The 17530-nt window shown below is 75.6% G+C and carries 17 protein-coding genes; 11 read left to right on the forward strand and 6 right to left on the reverse strand.

What is annotated here, in order from left to right; translation table 11 throughout:
* Positions 1-64 precede the first annotated feature (64 nt).
* Positions 65-667: a DUF2867 domain-containing protein gene (locus O7599_RS04355; RefSeq protein WP_281620751.1), complete on the forward strand. Its 603-nt coding sequence runs from the start codon at positions 65-67 to the stop codon at positions 665-667.
* 75 nt (positions 668-742) lie between these two features.
* On the opposite strand, the gene O7599_RS04360 is transcribed toward O7599_RS04355, so the two are convergent.
* Positions 743-2248 carry a sulfatase gene (locus tag O7599_RS04360; RefSeq protein WP_281620752.1) on the reverse strand — a complete coding sequence of 502 codons (1506 nt, stop codon included), beginning with the start codon at positions 2246-2248 and terminating at the stop codon, positions 743-745.
* 259 nt (positions 2249-2507) lie between these two features.
* Here O7599_RS04360 and O7599_RS04365 point away from each other — a divergent pair, with 259 nt between their 5' ends.
* The gene (locus tag O7599_RS04365; RefSeq protein WP_281620753.1) at positions 2508-3404 is read left to right on the forward strand and encodes a peptidoglycan recognition protein; all 897 of its coding nucleotides are present in this window, start codon (positions 2508-2510) and stop codon (positions 3402-3404) included.
* A 14-nt stretch (positions 3405-3418) separates the two neighbouring features.
* Positions 3419-4516 (forward strand): PP2C family protein-serine/threonine phosphatase, encoded by a 1098-nt coding sequence (locus O7599_RS04370; RefSeq protein ID WP_281620754.1) that lies wholly within the window; start codon positions 3419-3421, stop codon positions 4514-4516.
* Between the two features lie 29 nt (positions 4517-4545).
* On the opposite strand, the gene O7599_RS04375 is transcribed toward O7599_RS04370, so the two are convergent.
* A complete protein-coding gene (locus O7599_RS04375) occupies positions 4546-4689 on the reverse strand; it encodes a helix-turn-helix transcriptional regulator (RefSeq protein WP_281620755.1) in 144 nt (47 codons plus the stop codon).
* 72 nt (positions 4690-4761) lie between these two features.
* Positions 4762-5856, reverse strand: a complete 1095-nt coding sequence (locus tag O7599_RS04380) for a helix-turn-helix domain-containing protein (RefSeq protein WP_281620756.1) — start codon at positions 5854-5856, stop codon at positions 4762-4764.
* Positions 5857-5926: 70 nt separating this feature from the next.
* Here O7599_RS04380 and O7599_RS04385 point away from each other — a divergent pair, with 70 nt between their 5' ends.
* Positions 5927-6682, forward strand: coding sequence for a DJ-1/PfpI family protein (locus O7599_RS04385; RefSeq protein ID WP_281620757.1), 756 nt, complete (start codon positions 5927-5929; stop codon positions 6680-6682).
* Positions 6683-6880: 198 nt separating this feature from the next.
* On the opposite strand, the gene O7599_RS04390 is transcribed toward O7599_RS04385, so the two are convergent.
* Positions 6881-7678, reverse strand: coding sequence for a TauD/TfdA family dioxygenase (locus O7599_RS04390; protein WP_281620758.1), 798 nt, complete (start codon positions 7676-7678; stop codon positions 6881-6883).
* A gap of 229 nt (positions 7679-7907) precedes the next feature.
* Here O7599_RS04390 and O7599_RS04395 point away from each other — a divergent pair, with 229 nt between their 5' ends.
* Genes O7599_RS04395 through O7599_RS04415 form a run of 5 tightly spaced genes read left to right on the forward strand, consistent with a single transcriptional unit; the run spans position 7908 to position 13797 of the window.
* The gene (locus O7599_RS04395) at positions 7908-9341 is read left to right on the forward strand and encodes a radical SAM domain-containing protein (RefSeq protein ID WP_281620759.1); all 1434 of its coding nucleotides are present in this window, start codon (positions 7908-7910) and stop codon (positions 9339-9341) included.
* Complete coding sequence (locus O7599_RS04400; protein WP_281620760.1) at positions 9326-10114, forward strand: MTAP family purine nucleoside phosphorylase; 789 nt, start codon at positions 9326-9328, stop codon at positions 10112-10114. Before O7599_RS04395 ends, O7599_RS04400 begins: the two co-directional genes overlap by 16 nt.
* A gap of 8 nt (positions 10115-10122) precedes the next feature.
* Positions 10123-10842 carry a TIGR04283 family arsenosugar biosynthesis glycosyltransferase gene (locus tag O7599_RS04405; RefSeq protein WP_281620761.1) on the forward strand — a complete coding sequence of 240 codons (720 nt, stop codon included), beginning with the start codon at positions 10123-10125 and terminating at the stop codon, positions 10840-10842.
* Positions 10843-10865: 23 nt separating this feature from the next.
* Positions 10866-12569 carry a radical SAM protein gene (locus O7599_RS04410; RefSeq protein ID WP_281620762.1) on the forward strand — a complete coding sequence of 568 codons (1704 nt, stop codon included), beginning with the start codon at positions 10866-10868 and terminating at the stop codon, positions 12567-12569.
* 46 nt (positions 12570-12615) lie between these two features.
* On the forward strand, positions 12616-13797 hold the full coding sequence (locus O7599_RS04415; RefSeq protein WP_281620763.1) for a hypothetical protein: 1182 nt from the start codon (positions 12616-12618) through the stop codon (positions 13795-13797).
* Between the two features lie 34 nt (positions 13798-13831).
* Here O7599_RS04415 and O7599_RS04420 read toward each other — a convergent pair whose 3' ends face one another.
* Positions 13832-15241, reverse strand: a complete 1410-nt coding sequence (locus O7599_RS04420; RefSeq protein WP_281620764.1) for an FAD-dependent oxidoreductase — start codon at positions 15239-15241, stop codon at positions 13832-13834.
* A 177-nt stretch (positions 15242-15418) separates the two neighbouring features.
* Here O7599_RS04420 and O7599_RS04425 point away from each other — a divergent pair, with 177 nt between their 5' ends.
* Together O7599_RS04425 and O7599_RS04430 are read left to right on the forward strand one after the other, a co-directional pair.
* The gene (locus O7599_RS04425) at positions 15419-16198 is read left to right on the forward strand and encodes a class I SAM-dependent methyltransferase (protein WP_281620765.1); all 780 of its coding nucleotides are present in this window, start codon (positions 15419-15421) and stop codon (positions 16196-16198) included.
* Positions 16195-16926 (forward strand): TVP38/TMEM64 family protein, encoded by a 732-nt coding sequence (locus O7599_RS04430; RefSeq protein ID WP_281620766.1) that lies wholly within the window; start codon positions 16195-16197, stop codon positions 16924-16926. The genes O7599_RS04425 and O7599_RS04430 overlap by 4 nt, the downstream gene beginning before the upstream one ends.
* On the opposite strand, the gene O7599_RS04435 is transcribed toward O7599_RS04430, so the two are convergent.
* Positions 16901-17518, reverse strand: a complete 618-nt coding sequence (locus O7599_RS04435; RefSeq protein WP_281620767.1) for a CDP-alcohol phosphatidyltransferase family protein — start codon at positions 17516-17518, stop codon at positions 16901-16903. The genes O7599_RS04430 and O7599_RS04435 overlap by 26 nt on opposite strands.
* Between the last annotated feature and the right edge of the window lie 12 nt (positions 17519-17530).

Consider the following 17530-nt stretch of genomic DNA (forward strand, 5'->3'; position numbering starts at 1 on the left):
CCGTATAAATGGGCTAGCCTGGGCTTATACGCTACCGTATAGATGAACGGAGGACGTGGTGACCATGAGGCTCTCCGCAAGCGCGCACACCGCACGCCCGTGGCGGATCCACGAGATCGCCGGCGACTTCCGCGTGGAGGACGTGTGGGCGCTGCCCACCCCCGGCGGGCCCGACGACCTGGCGGTGCTGGTGCGCCAGATCGCCGACGGCATCAGGGGCGGGGTGAAGGGAGAGGACTTCGTCTCCCGCGTGCTCTTCGCCGTCCGCTGGAAGCTCGGGGCGCTGCTGGGCTGGGACAAGGCCGAGAACGGCGTCGGCACCCGGGTCGCCTCGCTGCGCGAACGGCTGCCGGCGGACCTCCGCGGCGGTCCCCCGGGCCCGGACCTCGGCTCGTCACCGTTCACCTCCCTCTACCAGAGGGACGACGAGTGGGCCGCCGAGATGGGCAACAAGACCGTGCACGCGGTCATGCACATCGGCTGGGTCCCGGACGGGGCCGGCGGCTACCGCGGCCAGATGGCGGTCCTGGTCAAGCCGAACGGGCTGTTCGGCGCCGTCTACATGGCCGCCATCAAGTCCTTCCGGTACATCGGGGTGTACCCGGCGCTGATGCGCTCGATCGGCCGCGAGTGGCGGGAGAACGCCGCCGTACGCAGCGTGCGCTGACCGGCCCCACGGTTCGATCCGGCCACGCGGGGGCCGGGCGCCGCACCCGGCCCCCACCCGCCTGCCGCCGCCGCGTCAGGCGGCCTGGGCGGGTGCGGGTTCGTCGCCGTAGCGGCGCTGCAGCCGGGCCAGTTCCCGTTCGAGGCCCGCCCGCACGCGCGCGTACGCCGGGTCGTCGTGCACGCTGTGCAGTTCGTCGGGGTCCTTCTCCAGGTCGAACAGCTCCCACTCCGGCGCGAAGACCCGGTCGGAGGCGCCGGGGACGCCCAGGCCCTCGCCGTAGTAGAAGATCAGCTTGTACCGCTCGGTGCGCACGCCGTAGTGCGCGCGGACGTGGTGGGCCGAGTCGTCGTGCATCCAGTAGCGGTAGTAGACCGAACGCCGCCAGCCCTCCGGGACCCGGCCGCGGAACAGCGGGGTGAGGCTCCGTCCCTGCATCCGCCCGGGCACGGCGGCGTCCGCGACGCCGGCGAGTTCGAGAAGGGTCTGCGCGTAGTCGATGTTGAGCACCATCGCGTCGCTGACGGAGCCGGCGGCTATGCGGCGCGGGAAGCGGATGAGCAGCGGGTTCCGCAGGGACTGCTCGTACATGAACCGCTTGTCGAACCAGCCGTGGTCGCCGAGGAAGAAGCCCTGGTCGGAGGTGTAGACGACGACGGTGTCCTCGGTCAGCCCGTGGGCGTCGAGGTGGTCGAGGAGCCGGCCGACGTTGTCGTCGACCGACGCGACGCAGCGCAGGTAGTCCTCCATGTAGCGCTGGTACTTCCAGGCCAGTTCCTCGTCCGGGGTGAGGCCGTCCGGCACCGGCTCCTTCAGATCCGTGGCGGTCAGGTCCCGCGCCACCCGCATGGTGGCCGCGGCCGCCGCTTCGGACCGGTCGGAGTAGTCGTCGCGCAGGGTCGCGGGCCGCGCGATGTCGACGCCTTCGTACATGTCCCCGTGCGCCTCGTCCGGCTGCCACGGCCGGTGCGGCGCCTTCTGGTGCACCAGCAGGCAGAACGGGCGGTTCGGGTCCCGGCGGTCCAGCCAGTCCAGGGACACGTCGGTGATGACGTCGGTGGTGTAACCCGTGTGGTCGACGGGGCCGGCGGGAGTGAGGAGCCGCGGGTTGACGTACGGGCCCTGCCCCTGCAGCACGGCCCAGTCGTCGAAGCCGCGCGGATCGTGGACGCCGCCGTGGCCCAGGTGCCACTTGCCGAACAGCGCGGTCTGATAACCGGCCGCCTGCAGCAGTGCCGGAAACGCGGCCTGGGTGGCGTCGAACGGCGTGTTCAGGGTGGTGACGCCGTTGACGTGGCTGTACGTGCCGGTGAGGATCGCGGCACGGCTCGGGCTGCAGATGGCGTTGGTGCAGAAGGCGTTGTCGAACCGCATGCCCTCGCGCGCCAGCCGGTCGATGTGCGGGGTCTCGTTGACCGCGCTGCCGTACGCCGACACCGCGTGCGCGGCGTGGTCGTCGGTCATGACGAACACGATGTTCGGCCGCGAGCCGGCGCTCGCCCGGCCCGGCAGCAGGCTGAGCGCCGCCGCGCCGGCCGCGCCGGACACCACCGTCCGCCTGCTCACTGCGTGATCACTCATCTTCTGTGCGCTCCCGTCGCGGTACGGCTGACGTGCGGGACTTCCCCTCCAGGCTAGGAGGCAGGCCGCGTACGGCTGTCCGATTTCTCGGCACATGCCGGAACAGCCGCAACGAGGCGTTCAGGAAGCCGCAACAGTCTGCCCCGCCGGCGGCCCCGCCATGCCGGTGGACGGGCTGCCCGGCCGGCCCGGCGCGGGGGCCTCCGTCCAGAGCAGTCCAACCGGCGGGCCGGGCCGGGAGCCCTCAGGCTGGACACATATGAAAGGGGCCCGAGGTTCCGAAAAGCGGCGGCACACGCTGCGCTGGGCGGCCACCGGCGCCGCTGCCGCGGTCGCGGCTGCCCTGAGCGCGCTGGTCCTCGCCGAGGTCCCGCCCTTCGGCGCCGACGACCCGGGTCCGCGCGTACGGTCGCCGCACACCCCGGCCGCCCCGCTCTCCCCGGCCGACGCACTGCAGCCTCCCATCGTGACCCGCAAGGAGTGGGGCGCCGATCCGCGTCTCCTCGATCAGAAACCGCGCTACGCGGACGCCGTGCACGCCGTGGTCATCCACCACACCGGCGACTCCCACGACTACGACTGCTCCGACAGCCCGCACCTCGTCCGCGAGATGTACGCGACGCACGCCGTAGGCAACGACTGGGGCGACCTCGGCTACAACTTCCTGGTCGACAGGTGCGGCACGATCTTCGAGGGCCGGCTGGGCGGCGTGGAACGCCCGGTGGTCGGGGCGCACGCCCTCGGCCTCAACAGGGGCACGACCGGGATCGCCGCGATCGGCGCGTACCCGGAGGGCGTGCCCGTACCGAAGCCGCTGCGGAAGTCCCTGGAGATGCTCATCGCCTGGAAACTCGGGCTCACCGGGGTCGCGCCCGGCGCCCGCGCCCAGCTCGTCTCCACCAGCAGTCTGGGCCGGTTCCCGGAGGACAGCACGGTGAACGTGCCGACGGTCCTCGGCCACATCGACGCGTACGAGACGACCTGCCCCGGGGAGAGCCTCCTGCGGCTGCTGCCCGCCCTCCGCAAGGAGGCCGCACGCCTGCAGAGCAAGGCGAAGGTGCTGGTCAAGGGGGACAGCGGACGGCCCGGAGGCCGGGAGGCACAGGACCGGGGCCCGGTCGGCGCAGACCCGGAGGCCCCGCGGACGGGTCGATGAGGACGATCAGGAGTATGGGGGTAGAGGCCGGCGTGCGGGGGGCCGTGGTGGTCGTGCTGCTCGTGGCGGGCGCGGTGGCGAATCTGCTGGGGCCCGAGCCGTTCGTGGGCCTGCCCCTGCTGGCGGCCGTTCCGCTCGTCGCCGGTGCGGTGCTGAGCCTGCGCCTGACCGCCGTGTTCGCCGTGCTGACGCTTCTGGTCGCCGCCGCGCTGGACCTGCAGAACGGTCGTTCGGCGGTCCCTTGGGCGGTCGACATGACGATGGTGACCGTGACCGGTTCCCTGGGCGTGCTGATCAACCGTCTGCTGACGCGGGAGCGGCGCAGCGTCGCCCAGGCCCGGGACGTCGCCGAGGCGGTGCAGCGGGCGGTGCTGCCCGACCCGCCGGCCCGGGCGGGGGCGCTCATGGTGGCCGCCCGGTACGAAACCGCACACACCGAGGCGCGGATCGGCGGTGACCTGTACGCGGTCCAGGACGGGCCCTGGGGCACCCGCGTGCTCATCGGCGACGTCCGGGGCAAGGGGCTGCAGGCGGTGGCCAGTGTGTCCGTGGCCATCGGCGCCTTCCGCCAGGAGGCCGAGAAGGCACCCACGCTGGCCGATCTGGCGTGGCGCCTGGACGAGGCGCTGCGCCGGGAGAACGAACGCCGCGGCCCCGCCGCCGCGGAGGACTTCATGACCGCGGTGCTGGCGGAGGTCTCGCCGGACGGCGCCAGCGTACGGACGGTCAACTGCGGGCACCCGTCGCCGTACCTCGTCCACGACGGCGCCGTCGTACGGCTCGACCCCACCCGGCACGAACTGCCGCTGGGTGTCGGCCTGCGAACGCCCCCGGAACCCGGGGACGAGTCACTGGCCACGGACACCTTCACCCTCCCGGAAGAGGCGGCCCTGCTCCTGGTCACCGACGGCGTGACCGAGGCCCGCGACCCGCGCGGCACCTTCTACGACGCGCGGTCCGCCGGCTGTCTCACCGCCCGCCCGTTCCCCCGGCCCGACCTGCTGCTGGACGCTCTCCTCGACGACGTCGCCGCATGGACAGGCGGCGAGAACCAGGACGACATGGCCGTGGTCGCCCTGTCCCGCGTGCGGCGGACCGGCCGGACGGGATGACCGGTCGCCCCGCGCTCCGGCCGCTTCCCTCAGCCGTGGCCGGGCCCTGGTGGGGGCTGCGCGCCCGGCGGCGGCGCGGGGGCGGTCCGGGTGAGCGCCGCGTGCCGGTACTCGCGGGGCGTCATGCCGTAGGCGGCGCCGAACGCCCGGCGCAGCGCACGGTCCCCGTCCACCGGACGCCTGTTCGCGCCAGGCCTCCGCACGGTCGGCCGCCGGCACGTCCTCGGTGCGGAACAACGTCTCGATCACCGCGTCACCCCCCTTGACTGACGCAGATGCTGGCCACCCCCGGCGGCCCGGGTTCCCGGTGCCGGCCGCGCGGCGGCAGGCCCCGGAGCGCGCGGGCCCCTCGGCCGTGGCGGATCACGACCCTCTTGCCCGTCGCGGAAGGTGCGCCGGTACGCCGAGGGGGGTGCGCCCACGCGCCGGCAGAAGTGGGTGCGGAGGGAGACCGGCGAGCCGAAGCCGGTGAGGCGCGCTATCTCCTCCACCGACAGGTCGGTGGTCTCCAGCAGCTCGCGGGCCCGCTCCACCCGGGCCCACACCAGCCACCGCAGCGGCGTGGTGCCCGTCTGCGCCCGGAAGAGGCGGTGCAGGTGGCGCACGCTCACCCCGGTCCTGCGGGCGATGTCGGCGAGGGTGAGCCGCCGGTGGAGGTTGCGGTACAGCCACTCCACCGTCGCGTGCAGCGGATCGCCGGCGGTGGCGGGGCGGCGCGGCACCTGCGCCATCCCACCCTCCCGCCGCGGCGGGACCACCAACGCGCTTGCGGTGCGCGCCGCCACCGCCGCGCCGTGGTCCCGGCTGATCAGGTGCAGGCACAGGTCGAGGCCGGCGGCCAGCCCGGCGGAGGTCAGCACCTGCCCGTTGTCCACGTACAGCACCCCGGGATCCACCCGCACGGCCGGGTACTCGGCGGCCAGTTGCCCGGCCGCCAGCCAGTGCGTCGTCGCCCGCCCGCCGTCCAGGAGCCCCGCCTCGGCCAGCAGGAACGCGCCGGTGCAGATCGAGGCGACCCTGATGCCCCGCCCGTGCGCGGCGCGCAGCAGCGCCGGCACGGCCGGGTCGGGTGCGGTGCCGCGGCCGACGCCGGGGACCACGATGGTGCCCGCCGCCAGCGCCGCGGCCAGCGGGTGGGAGGGGACCAGCCCGAAGCTGGCGGTGCCGGCCACCGTGGTCGTCACCGGCCCGTCGCCGCACACCCGGACCTCGTAGGGCGGCGTGCCGTCGGGGAGGCGGGCGATGCCGAACGCCTGACAGGCCGCAGTGACGTCGAACCCCACCGCGCCCGGCGGCGCGAGCACGGCCACCGTGTGCCGGGCCGTCGACGGCGTCAGCATGGCACGAACCCGTCGATGCGCGTCACGGCCGGTGATGTCGCTTCCCGTACCCGCTTGCCATTCTCACCGCATGACAGTCGACAGCCACCACAGCCGCAGAACCTTCCTCCGCACCACGACCGCCGCGGGCGTCGGCGCCACCGCCGTCGGAGCGACCGGCACGGCCTCCGCCTCCTCGCCGCAACGGCGCACGGGACCGCTGCGCGTGCACGTCGTGCTCTTCGACGGCGTGGAGGAGATGGACTTCGCCGCCCCGTACTACGTCCTCGGGATAGCGGACATGCACAGCCCGCACGGGGTGTCGGTCCGTTACGTCACCGCCGACGGTTCCCGGACCGTCACCGCCTCCCAGGGCACCCGCGTGCGCGTCGCCCACGGCTGGGCGCCGGACGAGGCCGACGTGCTCGTCGTGCCGGGCGGCGGATTCGCCGACGCGGACGGGCCGGGTGTCGGCCGGGAGATCCGCCGCGGCGTCCTGCCCCGCGCCCTGGCCGGGGCCCCGCGCCCGGGCCTGACCCTCACGTCCGTCTGCACCGGCGCGATCCTCCTCGGTGCGGCCGGCCTGGTGAAGGGCCGTCCCTGCACCACGCACCACGGCGCCGTCGAGGCACTGGAGTCCTACGGCGGCGTCCTGACCCGCGCCCGGGTCGTGGACGACGGCGACCTCGTCACGTCCGGCGGCATCACCTCCGGCCTGGAACTCGGCCTCTGGCTGGTCCGGCGCGAGTTCGGCCCGGCCGCCGCGCTGGACGTGGAGCGCATGCTGGAGTACGAGGCGCGCGGCACGGTGTGGACCGGGCCCGCGGCCCGCTCCGGGAGTCGCTGACCGCCTCGCGCACCCCCCGCCCGCCCCGGGGCACCCGGCCCCGTCGCCGCGCGCCCACGCCCCCCGCGCACGCGCACCTCCGGCCCGCGCCATGCCGCCTCCTCGCCGCACTCGCCGTCCCGGCTTCCCGAAGAGAAGTCGGCGGAGGCGCGCGGTGCGTTCCCGGCGATCGCCGGGCGCGGCCGTCCACGGCCCGGGTCAGCGGGCGTCGGTACTGCGCAGGGTGAGGATGCGTACGCTGCGCTCGCCGGTGTGGGCGTCGCGGCCGTGCCAGCAGCGGTAGTTGTCCAGGACGAGGATGTCGCCTTCGTCGAGGCGGAAGCGCGGCAGCGCCGGCTCCATGGCGCGGACGGCCCGGTCGAGGCGGGCGAGCATGGCCTGTACGCGGTCGGCGTCGGGATCGCGGTGCAAGGGGGCGGCGCCGTCGGTGCGGCGGACGATGCGACGGCCGGTGCGGGTGTACTCGACGTGCCGGCCGACGCGCGGGACGGCCGGCAGGCCGCGGAGCCCGGCCCAGACGCCGTACAGGTCGACGTCGACGCCCGTGAGGAAGGCGTGCAGCTCGGGATCGCCGGACGCGAGGTCGTCGACGACACGGTGGGCGTCGACGGCGAAGGAGTCGCCGCCGGCGGGTGCGGGGCGCACGCACTGGACGAGGACGAAGTCCTCGTCGGGGTCGCGCCGGCGGCGCTGCACGCCGCCGACGTCGACGGTCAGGTCGAAGCTGTCGGCGTGCAGGTGGACGGGTTCGCCGTCGCGGGAGGTCCGCAGGCGCTGCGGGTACAGCTCGGCCAGGCGGCTGCCGAGGACTTCGGCCGCCGCGACGACGAGGGCGTCGGCGGTGGCGTCGCGGCCGAGGAGGACGGCGGCGCCGGTACGGGCCAGCGAGGCGCCGGCCTCGTGCGCGCGGGCGGCGGGGAACCGGTCGGGGACGACGCCGGGGCCGTCCGCGTGGAGGGACACGTCGGCCGGCTGCTGCCGGAGGTCGTTGCTCATCTGTCCTTGCTCACGGTGGGTGCGGGCCGGCGGGTGAAGATCCGGGCCCTCGTTGCATTTAATGCGTTACTGCTTGCGAGTGGCAACAATCCGGGGGTGGCGCCGAGTCGGTCAGGACAGCCTCGGCAGGCCCGCCCTCGCCCAGGTTGCGGCGAATGCCCCGGCGGGTTTCCGTGACCCACCGCCGGTGGAAGCCATCCCGCGGGAGATCCGCGACGGAGGGTGAGATATGGGGCTGTCGGCGCGGCTACGGGCCGCCGAGCGGGCGAGTCGGCCGTACGATCCGGAGTTCACCGCGGCCATGGCCCGCCGGTGGGACGGGCTGCCGGCGCACGTGAGGACTCCGGGGCAGGTCCTGGGGCGGCACGGCGTCGGCTGTGAGGGCACCCACGGTGTCTTCCCCAAGTGCAACCTGGCCTGCACTCCCTGCTATCACTCCAGGGACGCCAACGCCGTGCGCGTCGACGGCCAGCACACCCGCGAGCAGGTCGACGCGCAACTCGCCCTGCTGCGGCGGGTGCGCGGGCCGCGGGCGCACGCCCAGCTCATCGGGGGCGAGGTGAGCCTGCTGCCCCCGGAGGACCACGCCGCCTGCCTTCAGATCATGCGCGGGCACGGCCGGGAGCCGATGAGCTTCACCCACGGCGACTTCGACGACGACTACCTGCGGGCGCTCGCGCTCGGTCCGGACGGCCGGCGGCGCTTCGACCGGCTGTCGTTCGCCGCGCACTTCGACAGGTTCATGTACGGGCGGCGCGGCATCGCCCGGCCGCCGAGCGAACGGGCGCTGAACCCGCACCGGAAGCGGTTCGCACAGATGTTCGCGCGGCTGCGCCGGGAACACGGGGTGCGGTTCTTCCTGGCGCACAACATGACCGTCACCCCCGGCAATCTGGACGAGGTCGCCGACGTCGTCCGCGACACCCGCGCGATGGGCTACGGCATGCTCTCCTTCCAGCCCGCCGCCTTCCTCGGTGACGACCGGCGCTGGAAGGAGTCGTACCGCGAGGCGACGCCGGACGCGGTGTGGGCGGAGATCGAGCGCGGCGCGGGCACGACGCTGGACTACCGCGTGTTCGAGCACGGCGACGTCCGCTGCAACCGCGCCGCCTACGGCTTCTACGTCGGCGAGCGCTGGTATCCGTACCTCGACGGCGCCGATCCCCGCGACCTGGCCGTCCGGGACGCCTTCTTCCGCCACCTCGGCCGCGTCAGCTTCTCCGGCACCCCGCCCGCGCTGCTCGCCGTCCGGCTCGCCCGGATCGCCGCCCGCCACCCGTCCCTCGTGCTCACCGCCGTGCGCTGGCTCGCCCGCACGGTGCGCCGCGTCGGGCCGGCGCGCCTGCTCCGGCACCGGCTGCGGGCCCGCTCGGTATCGTTCCTCATGCACACCTTCATGGACGCCGAGCACGTCGCGCCCGCCTGGGAGCTGATGCGGCGCGGCGAGACCAGCGCGGACCCGAAGCTGCGCGAGACGCAGGAGCGGCTGGCCGCCTGCCACTACGCCATGGCCCACCCCGAAGACGGCACCCTGGTGCCGGCCTGCGTCCAGCACGCCGTGCTCGACCCGGCCGAGAACGCCGCACTGCGCACCCTGCTGCCGCTCGTCGAGGTCCGCACCTCCGACGCCCCGGGAAGGAACACCTCATGCGCATCGGCGTGATCACCGGCTCCGGCAGCTACGACTGGCCGCACCTCGCCGAGGCGGTCCACCGCACGGTCCGTACCGGGCACGGCGACGTGCCGGTGACCGAGGGCCGCCTGGCCGGCGCCGAGGTCGTGCAGTTGTCCCGGCACGGGGCGGGCCACCGGCGGCTGTCCCACCACGTCGAGCACCGGGCGAACCTCGCCGCGCTGCTCGCCTGCGAGGTGCGGGCCGTGGTCTCCTTCACGGTCTGCGGAGCCGTCGACCCCGCGGCCGAGCCCGGTTCGCTGGTGGTCTTCGACGACCTGTACTTCCCGGCCAACCGGCTCCCGGACGGCTCGCCGTGCACCTGGTACGACACCCCGGGCGGCGCGGGCCGCGGCCACTGGATCTTCGACCGGCCGTTCTCCGGACCGCTGCGCGAGGCGCTGGTACGCGCCGCCGCGGGCGCGGGGATGCCGGTGCTGGACCGCGGCACGTACGGGCACGTCGACGGACCCCGCTTCAACTCCCGCAGCGAGATCGCCGCTCTGGCCGCGGCCGGCGTGACCGCCGTCAGCCAGACCGCGGGCCCCGAGGTGGTGCTGGCCGGTGAGCGGGAACTGCCGCTGGCCCTGGTGGGCTACGTCACCGACTACGCCAACGGCGTGGCCGCCGAGCCCGAGCCGGTCGAGGCGCTGCTGGCGCGTCTGGAGACGAGCAAGCGGGTCTTCGCGGAGCTCGCCGAGCACGCCCTGCCCGGCCTGGAGCCGCCACCGCCCGCCGGCGTCGTCCACCGGTTCGGCGGATGAGCGGTGCCGTGACCCGACCGCCCGCCGTCTCCATCGTCATGCCGGTGCTCGACGAGGCCGCCACCGTCGGGCCCGCCCTGGCCCGGCTGCGCCGCGACTTCCCCGGCTGCGAGTTGATCGTCGTCGACGGCGGCAGCGCCGACGGCACCGCCGGCCTCGCCGCCGCTTACGCCACCGTGGTACCCAGCGCGCGGGGCCGCGCCGTCCAGATGAACACCGGGGCGCGCCTCGCGACCGGCGACGTGCTGTGGTTCGTGCACGCCGACACCGCGATCCACCCCGGCGCGCTGGGCCAGATCCGTACCGCGCTCGCGGACCCCGCCGTCGTCGGCGGCGGGCTCACCCTGCGCTTCGACCGCCGCGGCCCGGGTCTTGAGTACCTCGCCCGGGCGTCCAACGCCCGCGCCCGCCGCCTGCACCACATCTTCGGCGACCAGGCGATGTTCGTCCGCCGCAGCGTCTTCGAGGCGCTCGGCGGCTTCCCGGAGCTGGCCATCATGGAGGACCTGGAGCTGTCGCGGCGGCTGCACCGGCGCGGCAGGCTGGCGGTCCTGCCGGCCACCTCCACCGCCTCCGCGCGTCGCTTCACCGAACACGGCACCTGGCGGATGATCTTCTTCATGCAGTACCTCAAGGTGCTGTACTTCGCCGGCGTCGATCCGGAGCGCATCCGCCGCCGCTACGCCCGCGGCCCGCGGCTGACGCGCCGCCGGCCCCCCGCCCCCTGACCCTCCGGCCCCCGGGAGTTCCCATGCGCATCGCCGTCTGCGGCGGCCCCTACGGCAATCCCCACGCCCTGGCCGCCTTCGTCCGCGACGCCCGCGACCGCGGCGCCGAGCGGCTGTACTGCCTGGGCGACCTCGGCGGCTTCGGCCCCGGGGTCGACGCCCTGCGGCCGATCCTCACGGCCGGCGGCGTCGAGTGCATCGCGGGCAACTACGACGTGGCGCTCGCCCGCGGCGACACGGACTGCGGGTGCGGCTACCGCGACGCGAAGGACAACGAGTACGCCCAGCTCATCTACGACCACACCCTGGCCACCACCGACCGGGACTTCGCCGCCTGGATGGGCCGGCTGCCCACCGAGCGCCGCGAGCGGATCGGCGGTCTCGACGTGCACATGGTGCACGGCTCGCCCCTCGCCCTGAACGACTTCTGGTGGGAGTCCCTGCCCGAGGACGCGCACCGGCAGCGCGCCGAGGCCAGCGGCGGCGACGTGGTGCTGTGCACGCACAGCGGCCTCCCCTGGCAGCGCCGGCTCGAAGACGCCTCCGCCGGCGGCCTCGCCGGCACCCTCGTCGTGAACGTGGGCGTCATCGGCAAGCCCGCCAACGACGGCCGCCGCGAGGTCTGGTACGCGCTGCTCGATCTGGCGGACGGCCGGGCGAGCGCCGAACTGGTGCCGCTGGCGTACGACTGGCGGGCGCAGGCCACCGACATGCGCGCCGCCGGGCTGCCGGAGCCGTTCGCCGAGACCATCGAGACCGGCTGGTGGACCACCTGCCTGGAGATCCTGCCGCCGGCCGAGCGCGCCCGCGGGCGCTACCACCTCTACCGCAGCAGCCTGCCCAGCGGCTTCACCCCCGCCGACGACGGGTGGGGAACGGCCGCCGCCGAGGCGCGGGACGACGCCGACCGCCCGGTCGTCCCGCTCTTCGGCAGCCCGTACTTCCCCACCCGGCTGTGGCTCTACACCAACTTCCACTGCAACCTGGCCTGCGACTACTGCGCCGTCGCCTCCTCCCCCACGGCCGACCCGCGCACCCTGCCGCCCGCCACCGTGCGCGCCCTGGTCGACGAGGCCGCCGACGAGGGCTTCACCGAGCTGTACGTCACGGGAGGCGAGCCCTTCCTCCACCCCGACATCGTCGGCCTGCTCGACCACGCCTGCGCCCGGCTGCCCACCGTCGTCATGACCAACGCCATGCTGCTGCGCGGCCGTCGCGCCCGCCGGCTCGCGCAGCTCGCCGGCCGCAAGCTCACCGTCCAGACCTCCCTGGACGGCGCCACCCCCGAAGCCCACGACGCCCATCGCGGGCCCGGCTCCTGGGCCCGCACCATGGACGGCATCCGCCACCTCATCGACATCGGTCTGCCCCCGCGCGTCGCGCTCACCGAAACCCCGGAGAACACCCGCGAGATCCCCGCCGTCGGCGACCTCCTCGCCGGACTCGGCCTGCCGGCCGAGCACTTCGCCGTACGCCCCCTGCTGCGCCGCGGCTTCGCCGAGACCGGCCTGGCCATCGGCACCGACTCCTCCGTCCCCGAACTCACCGCCTCCGCCGGAGGACTGCACTGGCACCCCGCCGGCGCCGACGCCGGCACCAGCCCCGACATGCACCTCGCCGCGGCGGGCACCCCGCTGTGGCGGGGAAAGCAACTGGTGACCGAGCGCTTCTTCGCCGCCCGCCTGCGGGACGGCAGCCTGCCCCGCCCCGTCAACTGCGCCATCTGACCGCGCCATCCGAACGATCGCGCCATCCGACCCAAGGAGAGCCGCCATGGCCACCTCGCCCGGGCACGTCGCCGTCCTCGGGGCGGGCCCCGTCGGCCTCGACGCCGCGCTGGCCGCCACCGACGCCGGCCTGTCCGTCACCGTCTACGAAGCCGGCGCCGCCGTCGGCGCCCACGTACGCGCCTGGGGCCACGTCCGCCTCTTCACCCCGTGGCGCCTCAACGCCTCCGCCCGCATGCGCACCCACCTGGCCGGCGCCGGCCGCGACCTGCCCGAGGACGCCGCGTACCCCACCGGCACCGAACTCGCCGACCACCTGCTCGGGCCCCTGGCCGGCCTGCCCGCCCTCGCGGGCCGGGTCCGCCTCGGCCACCGGGTCGCCGCCGTGGCCCGCGCGAGCCTGCTCAAGCACGAGCACATCGGCAGCAGTACGCGCGCCGCCGCCCCCTTCCGCCTCCTGGTCGACGGCCCGGACGGCGAGTACGAGGACCACGCCGGCCTCGTCCTCGACTGCACCGGCACCTACGCCACGCCCAACTCCCTCGGCGACGGCGGCATCGCCGCCCGGGGAGAGCGCGCCCTGGCCCACCGCATCACCCGCACCCTGCCGCCCCTGACCGCGGAGCCGGACCGCTGGGCGGGCACCGTCCTGCTCGTCGGCGCCGGCAAGTCCGCCCAGACCGCCGCGCGCGGCCTCGCCGAACTCCCCGGCACCCGCCTGGAGTGGCTCGTGCGCAGCCCCGACCCCGACTGGGGCGAGGTGCCGGACGACTCCCTGCCCGAGCGGCAGCGCCTGGTGGACGTCTCCCGTGACCTGGCCGCCGGCGGCCACGAGCGCGTCACCGTGCGGACCGGCGCCCGCGTCACCGCCCTCGCCCCGGACGCCGGCGGTCGCGTCCGCGCCGCCGTGTCCACCGCCACCGGCCCGCACGAGATCGTCGCCGACCACGTCGTCGCGCTCACCGGCTACGCCGCGGACTCCGCCCTCTACCGGCAGTTGCAGGTGCACGAGTGCTACGCCACCGGCGCCCCGATGAACGTCTCCGCCGCCCTGCTCGGATCCGCCGGCGGCGACTGCCTCGCCCAGCCGGCCGTCGGCCTGGAGACCCTGCGCAACCCCGAACCGGGGTTCTACATCCTGGGCGCCAAGTCCTACGGCCGGCTGAACACCTTCCTGCTGCGCGGCGGCTACGCCCAGGTCGACGAGGTCGCCGCCGCGTGGGCGTAGAACTGCCGCCTGGCCGGGTGGTGGGCTCGAAGGGTCACCGCCGCAGTCCGCGGCGCAGTGCCAGCAGCGCGCCGGTCGCGCCCCTGGCCCGCGCCAGCAGGCCGTAGACGTCGGCGAGGGCGGCGTGCCAGGGGCCGTCGGCGTACGTGGGATAGGGGTGGATCGTCCTGGCGTACTGCGCGGCCGTCCAGCCGAGCCGGACACCGGCGGCCAGGTGGGCGATGGTCTCCCCGGCGCGTGGCGAGACGACCGTGGCGCCGACGATGCGCCCGCGTGGACCGAGGACGAGGGTGGTGAAGCCGTCGGTGCGGCCCTCGGTCACGGCGCGGTCGACCCGGTCGTGGGTCAGGGTGTGCACGCGTACGGCCTCGCCGTGCTCGGCCCGTGCCTCCGCCGCGGTGCGGCCGACACGGGCCACTTCGGGGTCCGTGAACGTCACCCACGGCACCGCGGCGCCGTCGATGCGGCGGCGCACGCCGAGGAGCGCGTCGGCGGCGGCGGCGCCGCCCTGGGCGCCGCCGAGGTGGGTGAAGGCGGAGCGGCCGGTGACGTCCCCGGCCGCGTAGATGCGCGGATTGCCGGTACGCAACCGGGCGTCGACCCGGACGTCGCCGCGCTCGGTGAGCCGCACGCCGGCCGTCGCCAGGCCGAGTCCCGCGGTGTTGGCGCGGCGCCCGGTGACGGCCAGGAGCGCGTCGTACGGCAGCGGGCCGCCCGGCCCGTGCACCGCGCCGCCGGTGACCTTCTCGGCGGGGTACCCGGTCAGGACGGTGGCACCCGCCGCCTCCAGCGCCCGCCGGACCGCCGCGGAGGCGTCCGGTTCCTCCTGCGGAAGCAGCCGCTCCGCCGCCTCCGCCACGGTCACCCGCGCCCCCAGCCGGGCGAGGGCCTGCCCCAGTTCGCACCCGGCGGACCCGCCGCCCAGTACCACCAGCCGGTCGGGCAGCCGGTCGAGACCCCACACGGAGTCGGTGGTCAGCGGTGCTGCCTCGGCCAGGCCGGGCACGGGCGCCAGGGCCGGGGAGGAGCCGGTGGCGATCACCGCGTAGCGGAAGCGGACTTCCCGGCCGGCCGCGGTCAGGGTCCGGCCGCCGGTGAACACGGCCCGGCCGTGGGCCACTTCCACCCCGAGCGGGCGCAGCGACTCGGCGGAGTCGTGCGGCTCGATCGCCGTGATCGCCTCCCGCACATGGTCCATGGCGGCGGCGAGGTCGACGGGGCCGGTCGCGGCGGCGAGCCCGTAACGGTCCGCGCGGCGGGCGGTCGCGACCTCCCCCGCCACGTGCAGCAGCGCCTTGCTGGGGACGCATCCCGTCCACAGGCAGTCCCCGCCCAGCCGGTCGCCCTCGACCAGCAGGGTGCGGGCGCCGAGGCGGCCGGCGGTACGGGCTGCGGTGAGTCCGGCGCTCCCGCCGCCGACGACCACCATGTCGTATGCGCTCATGGTGCAGTATGGCTCCTCCGGGTGTGACAGAGCCGGCACCGTGCGTGGACGGGCGCTCGGTCCGGGAAGATGACACCCGGGGCCTCCCGCGGACCTGCCCGCGTACCGCGTCGGTTGCGGCGCGAGCGGCGGTGCCGGGGCGGGGCCGGGCGGTCGGCGAGCGGCACGGGAGACGGGATGGACGCAGACGAGTGGCGGCGCTACGTCACCACCTACCACGACGCCCGACCCGGCATCACCGAGCGGCTCTTCGCACTCGCCGAGGCGTCCCCGTACACCTGGCTGGCCGAACCGCTGCGCGGCGGCCCGGGCCCGGTGCTCGACCTGGCCTGCGGCTCGGCGCCCACCCGCGACCTGCTGCCGGACACCGCCTGGCTCGGCGTCGACAGCTCGCGCGGTGAACTCGGCGAGGCGGCCCGCCGGGGGCGCGGCCCGCTGGTGCGGGCGCGCGCGGACGCCCTGCCGGTGCGCGCGGGCAGCGTCGGCGCGGTGTGCGCGGCGATGTGCCTGCCGGTGGTGACCCCCTTGCCGCGCGTGCTCGGCGAGATCCGCCGGGTGCTGCGCCCGGGCGGGCGGCTCGCGGCGCTCGTACCGGCGTCCTCGGGGCTGACGGTGGCCGGCGCGGCCGGCTGGGCCCGGGTGATGGGCGCGCTGCGGGCGGTCCGCCAGCCCTGGCCCAACCCGGACGCCCGCGACGGCCTCGCCGGGCTGCTGCGGGCCGCGGGCTTCCTCGTCCGCTCCGACGAGCGGCAGGTCTTCACGCTCGCCGTGGAGACACCCCGGGCGGCCGGCCTGCTGGCCGACGCGCTCTACCTCCCGGGTCTGACCGCGCGGCGGGCGGCATCCGCCAAGCGGTCGCTCGCCCGCTGGGCGCGCCCCGGCCGCCTGCTGCCGTTGCCTCTGCGCCGCATCGTGGCCGAGAGCCCGGCCCCGCACCCCGGCAGGGCGGGCTCATGAATCCCGGCGACGACAGCCCGCCGCCCGGGGAGGCGCCCGGGGCGCCCGGCCGCGGCTCCTCCCGCGGCGCCCTCGTCAAGCTGCTCGTCCTGCTCGCGCTGCTGGCCGGGACAGCCTGCTGGGTCGTCCTGGGCGGGGCCGAGTTGCTGGATGACGTACGCCGCTGGGTGGACGGCCTGGGCGTGTGGGGGCCGGTCGTCTTCGTCCTCTGCTACGCCCTGGCCGTGACCGTGCTGCTGCCCGGTTCCGTGCTGACGGCGTCCGCGGGGGCGCTGTTCGGGATGGCGGTCGGCGTGGTGGTCGTGCTGGCGGGCGCCACCGCGAGCGCCGTCGTCTCGTTCGGCCTGGCCCGGTGGCTCGGCCGGCCGGCGGTCGCCCGCTGGACCGGCTCGGGACGGCTGGCGCGGCTGGACGTCTACCTCGCCCGCCGCGGCTTCGTCGCCATCCTGCTGCTGCGCATGGTCGCGCTCTTCCCCTTCGCCGCCGTCAACTACGGCGCGGGGGTGGCCGGGGTGCGGTTCGCCCCGTACGTGGCGGCCACCGCGCTGGGCATCGTGCCGGCCACGGTGGTGTACACGGGGCTGGGCGGGGCGCTGGGCGACCCGGGCTCGCCGCTGCTGTGGCTCGCGCCTGCGGGCCTGCTGGTGCTGAGCGCCGCCGGCTGGTGGGCGACGAAGCTGCTGCGCGCCCGTACCGCGGACGTCAGCGAAGCAGCCGGTAACCGGTGACGACCCGGTGGGCCGCGGTGACGGCCACGACCGCCGCCCACGCCCACGCGACGGCGTGGGCGTGGCCCGGCAGCAGGCACCACAGGGTGTGGACCGCGATGGTCTCCGCGCCCTCGGCCAGACCGCCGAGGAAGTTCAGCGAGCGACCGCGGGAGAGCCGGTCGGCGCTCCGCCCGCGGCCGGTGCGCTCGGCGATCGAGGAGAAGGCGAGGAAGGCCGTGCCGTTGACGTAGTAGGCGAGCAGCACCAGCAGGAACGGCAGCGCGCCGCCGCCCGCCCCGACCGCGACGCCGACGACGAACGCCCCGTAGCAGAGGAAGTCGGCCGCGATGTCGAGGAATCCGCCCGCCCCGCCGGCGGCGGTGCCGCGGCGCCGGGCGAGCGGGCCGTCCAGGCCGTCGGCCAGCCGGGAGACCAGCCACAGCACGGCGGCCGTCGTCCACCAGCCGCAGGCCGCCGCCCCGGCGCCCGCCAGGCCGAGGGCGGCGCCGAGTGCGGTGAGCCGGTTCGGTGTGACGGCCGGGCGGTCCAGCCGGGCGGCGAGCCTGCCCATCGGGCCGGCCAGCACCGCCCGCGCCCGCGCGTCCAGCATCAGGGTCCCCCT

The organism is Streptomyces sp. WMMC500 (genome assembly GCF_027497195.1).
Taxonomy (GTDB): domain Bacteria; phylum Actinomycetota; class Actinomycetes; order Streptomycetales; family Streptomycetaceae; genus Streptomyces.

What these genes read in the sequence shown, in the direction of transcription:
- O7599_RS04355 (WP_281620751.1), top strand. Translation starts at nt 65, where the DNA reads ATGAGGCTCTCCGCAAGCGCGCACACCGCACGCCCGTGGCGGATCCAC.
- O7599_RS04360 (WP_281620752.1), bottom strand. Translation starts at nt 2,248, where the DNA reads ATGAGTGATCACGCAGTGAGCAGGCGGACGGTGGTGTCCGGCGCGGCC.
- O7599_RS04365 (WP_281620753.1), top strand. Translation starts at nt 2,508, where the DNA reads ATGAAAGGGGCCCGAGGTTCCGAAAAGCGGCGGCACACGCTGCGCTGG.
- O7599_RS04370 (WP_281620754.1), top strand. Translation starts at nt 3,419, where the DNA reads ATGGGGGTAGAGGCCGGCGTGCGGGGGGCCGTGGTGGTCGTGCTGCTC.
- O7599_RS04380 (WP_281620756.1), bottom strand. Translation starts at nt 5,856, where the DNA reads ATGCTGACGCCGTCGACGGCCCGGCACACGGTGGCCGTGCTCGCGCCG.
- O7599_RS04385 (WP_281620757.1), top strand. Translation starts at nt 5,927, where the DNA reads ATGACAGTCGACAGCCACCACAGCCGCAGAACCTTCCTCCGCACCACG.
- O7599_RS04390 (WP_281620758.1), bottom strand. Translation starts at nt 7,678, where the DNA reads ATGAGCAACGACCTCCGGCAGCAGCCGGCCGACGTGTCCCTCCACGCG.
- O7599_RS04395 (WP_281620759.1), top strand. Translation starts at nt 7,908, where the DNA reads ATGGGGCTGTCGGCGCGGCTACGGGCCGCCGAGCGGGCGAGTCGGCCG.
- O7599_RS04400 (WP_281620760.1), top strand. Translation starts at nt 9,326, where the DNA reads ATGCGCATCGGCGTGATCACCGGCTCCGGCAGCTACGACTGGCCGCAC.
- O7599_RS04410 (WP_281620762.1), top strand. Translation starts at nt 10,866, where the DNA reads ATGCGCATCGCCGTCTGCGGCGGCCCCTACGGCAATCCCCACGCCCTG.
- O7599_RS04415 (WP_281620763.1), top strand. Translation starts at nt 12,616, where the DNA reads ATGGCCACCTCGCCCGGGCACGTCGCCGTCCTCGGGGCGGGCCCCGTC.
- O7599_RS04420 (WP_281620764.1), bottom strand. Translation starts at nt 15,241, where the DNA reads ATGAGCGCATACGACATGGTGGTCGTCGGCGGCGGGAGCGCCGGACTC.
- O7599_RS04425 (WP_281620765.1), top strand. Translation starts at nt 15,419, where the DNA reads ATGGACGCAGACGAGTGGCGGCGCTACGTCACCACCTACCACGACGCC.
- O7599_RS04430 (WP_281620766.1), top strand. Translation starts at nt 16,195, where the DNA reads ATGAATCCCGGCGACGACAGCCCGCCGCCCGGGGAGGCGCCCGGGGCG.
- O7599_RS04435 (WP_281620767.1), bottom strand. Translation starts at nt 17,518, where the DNA reads ATGCTGGACGCGCGGGCGCGGGCGGTGCTGGCCGGCCCGATGGGCAGG.